Source organism: Candidatus Protofrankia californiensis (assembly GCF_900634765.1).
Classification (GTDB): domain Bacteria; phylum Actinomycetota; class Actinomycetes; order Frankiales; family Frankiaceae; genus Protofrankia; species Protofrankia californiensis.
The window spans coordinates 1-3,260 of sequence record NZ_CAAAFT010000154.1 but is presented as its reverse complement, the minus strand read 5'-3'; the positions used below and the strand labels follow the sequence as shown (position 1 = coordinate 3,260).

Below are 3,260 nucleotides of genomic sequence, written 5' to 3'. Positions count from 1 at the left end.
CGTCAAGATCTTGGCTCAGAAATCTTGACCTGAAGGTTGGGTATTCTGGATCTTGGTGGGGGGTTTGAGGGCGGGATTGTGGTGGACCTCGATCGGGCGGTGGAAGCCGAGTGCTTCGTGCGGCCGGATCTGATTGAAAATCGTCCGGTAGGCGTTCGCCTCGCGGACGAGATCGTCCAGGGTGCTGATCTCGTGCCGGTAGAGGTGCTCGTACTTGAGCGTGCCGAACGCGCGCTCGCGGACACCGTTCTGGCCTGGGCTCTTGCGGCGCGTACGGATGTGGAGCAGCTCGGGGCGGGAGGCGATGAACCGGGCGAACACCGCGCCCTTGAACGCGGCCCCGTTGTCGGTGACCAGCGTGACCGGTCGGATCTTGCCGGTGGCCGGGTCGGCCAGGACGGCGGCGAGCGGGGCGCCAGCGAGGCGTTCGGCTTCGGCCAGGGCCAGCCCGACGGCGGCGACGGCGTCCGCGCCGGTGCAGGTCGGGGAGATATGCCAGCCGAACTCGACCTTCGAGTAGTAGTCACACACCCCGGCCAGCCGCCAGACCCCGCCGGTGAGGGTCTCGTATTCGGAGAAGTCCAGCTGCCACACCATGTTCGGGCCGGTCGGCGCCTCGGTGAACGCCGCCCGCCGTGCCTTCGCCAGCTCCCGACGTTCGCCCTGGTAGCCGACCGGTTGGAGCAGGTCCCGGCGGCGTAACGCCCGCTCGACCGACGAGGCGGAGGCGGTGTGGCCATCGACGGCCATCATCGCGTGGATCTTCCGGTGGCCCCAGGCCGGCCAGTCAGCGGCGTACTTCGCCGCCAGCGGCTCGAGGCCGTCGACGACCGGCGCCGGCCACGGCCCCTTCCCGGCCGGTCCGCCGGCCCTCGACCTGGCCTGCCAGCGGGCATACCTCCGGCGCGGGATGCCGATCAGATGGCAGAACCTCGCGGTCGGCATCGCCGCGTCTTCGCGGATCACCTCGAGGTCCTCATAGGGGCCAGGCGGCCCTCCGCGGACTTCTTCCACACCCGCAGCTCGACGTGGGCCTCACCCAGGGCGGTCTTGAGCTCCTCGACCTCGGCGGCGAGAGTCTCCTCCCGCGACGACGGCCGGGACGACCCGCCGGCGGCGAGACCGGCCCGGCCGGCCTCGAGGAACTGCTGCTTCCACTTCCCGACCGACGTCTGGAGACACCTTGTTCCGCCGGGCGGCCTCCGCGATCGTCATCTCGCCAGCGAGTACCGACAGCACGATCCGGATCTTGTCCTCGGCGGGGAACACCGGGGGCCGACTCATCTCACGATCTCCTTGGGCTCAGGGCCAACAAACCCCTGTGCCAAGAATTCTGACGCGCGACATCAGCGACCAACCACGCAGTAGCACCACTGGAGAGCCACGTGCATCGAAAGATGCCCGCGTGGTTCGGGAAGCGGCCCGGGGAAACGGTCCGGTCGAAAAGACCGGAACCGCGCTCCGGGCCGACTTCACGCCGCTGCTGCACACCCGCCTGGCCCGGCTGCCCTGGGTCGACGTCCCGACCGTCGAAGTCACCCGCGATCACGGGCACGGACGCGACGAGACCCGCACGTTGAAGGTTGCCACCGTCGGCTTCCTCGACTTCCCCCACGCCGCCCAGGCTGTGCGGATCATCCGCTGGCGGCGTGGGGGAAGACCGCCGACCCAGCCGCGAAACCGTCTACCTGATCACTGACCATCCTGCCGAGACTGCCAGCCCCGCCGACCTCGCCGCCCACGCCCGCCGCCACTGGCACGTGGAGAACAAGGTCCACTACGTCCGTGACGTCAGCTTCGGGGAAGACGCCTCGATCCTGCGTACCGGCAACATCCCGACCAACATCGCGACCCTACGCTCCACCGTGATCAACAGGCTGCGTCGGGCTGGCTACCGGTTCATCCCACCCGGCCGCCGCGACCACACCACCCCGACCGCCGTACTCGATCTCCACGGCTTCCCCTGACAAAACCGGTCAGACCGCGATCACGCCGGAGCCCTGCCCGTAAAACAACCCATCGCGAGAGGTATTCGTGACGAGGCATCAACGGAGATTCACTTGCGTTCACTCAACCAGTCTTCCCCTCACCTGTAGTCCCCGGATGGAACGGGAACCCTTGGGCTTGAACTCCGAACTCCGCACCCCGCCGTTACCGGCGACGCACGTCGAAGCGGGGACGGGCCATCGGACACCGGCCCGGGACTACACCATCGGACACCTCCGATCCCTCACACGGTGAGTCCACTCACTCTGTGCGACCTCGCTTCGCACGACAGTTACCAAATCCGGATCGGCCAGGTCTCACCCAACGCCAGCCTCATCTCGGCCCGGTCCAACGGCCTTAGCCCGAAAACCGTCCCTGACCTGCACCGATGACTTTGCGGGTCACCCTGACGACTGGAGGCGCAACGCCCGGGAGAAGCGCGGCGTGTTCCACAGCGAGGACGCCCAGGAAGGCACCCGCGCGTTCGCAGAGAAGCGCGCGCCGGTGTGGCGGGCACGCTGATCCCGTAAGAGCGACCGGCAATAGGCGTCATTTCAGGCGTAGGGCGGTGGACCGGGTGGCCCAGCGGTAGAGCGTTCGAGCCCGCCGGATGAGTGCACGAACGGTAACGAAGGCAGCGGCCTGGTAGAGATAGAAATCGAGATCTCGCTGTCCTTGTCGGTGCAACGGTGCAGCTCACCATAGCCGTTCATCCACGAATGGGTACGCTCCCCGACACCCTGACACCGCTACCCATCCTCATCCAACTAGTTTAACAGATGGTCTGTCGTGCACAATCATCAAGGCGTCGCCGTTGTTCTGCCTCATCGAACGCACCCATCTTCAACCGTTTGACAGATCAGCCCTTGAATTATCAACCAACTAGTTGATAGTATAGCCCAATGGACATCGACAAGCAGGCCACGGCGGGGTGGGCGACACGAGCATCCGTTCACCAGGAATTTCGCTGTCCTCTGGACGAACAATGCCGCCGAGCAGCCACTCCGCGGCCCGAAAACTTCAGGCCATGTCCGGCAACTCGCACACCCTGGCCACACTTTGCGCCGGCGCTGTCGCGCACCAAACCATCCACACATCCCACCCGTCGAGACATCCCATCTGAACAGAGTACGCGATAATTGTCATAGAACAACACTTAATTAAAAATGAGGATAGGAAATGACAACTTTGCAGGAAAAGGGCAACGATCAACTGTCCCAGGTCTTCGCGGCTCTTTCAAATCGAACGCGGCTTGACCTGGTCAAGCGGCTGAC

3 protein-coding genes and 2 pseudogenes are annotated in these 3,260 nt (G+C 65.3%); 3 read left to right on the top strand and 2 right to left on the bottom strand.

The window, feature by feature from the left end:
• Positions 1 to 15: 15 nt before the first annotated feature.
• On the bottom strand, positions 16 to 966 hold the full coding sequence (locus DD1DGNOD_RS08970) for an integrase core domain-containing protein (RefSeq protein ID WP_206443039.1): 951 nt from the start codon (positions 964 to 966) through the stop codon (positions 16 to 18).
• A 439-nt stretch (positions 967 to 1,405) separates the two neighbouring features.
• Between DD1DGNOD_RS08970 and DD1DGNOD_RS26725 the strand changes: the two genes are divergently transcribed.
• The 3 genes and pseudogenes from DD1DGNOD_RS26725 to DD1DGNOD_RS30750 form a co-directional block, all read left to right on the top strand.
• Positions 1,406 to 1,699, top strand: coding sequence for a hypothetical protein (locus tag DD1DGNOD_RS26725; RefSeq protein WP_165036539.1), 294 nt, complete (start codon positions 1,406 to 1,408; stop codon positions 1,697 to 1,699).
• Positions 1,650 to 1,967, top strand: a complete 318-nt coding sequence (locus DD1DGNOD_RS08960; protein ID WP_165036537.1) for a transposase — start codon at positions 1,650 to 1,652, stop codon at positions 1,965 to 1,967. The genes DD1DGNOD_RS26725 and DD1DGNOD_RS08960 overlap by 50 nt, the downstream gene beginning before the upstream one ends.
• A gap of 463 nt (positions 1,968 to 2,430) precedes the next feature.
• Positions 2,431 to 2,508, top strand: a pseudogene (locus DD1DGNOD_RS30750) (crotonase/enoyl-CoA hydratase family protein); the annotation flags it as partial.
• A 27-nt stretch (positions 2,509 to 2,535) separates the two neighbouring features.
• Here DD1DGNOD_RS30750 and DD1DGNOD_RS29115 read toward each other — a convergent pair.
• Positions 2,536 to 2,723 (bottom strand): annotated as a pseudogene (locus DD1DGNOD_RS29115) (IS5/IS1182 family transposase); the annotation flags it as partial.
• Between the last annotated feature and the right edge of the window lie 537 nt (positions 2,724 to 3,260).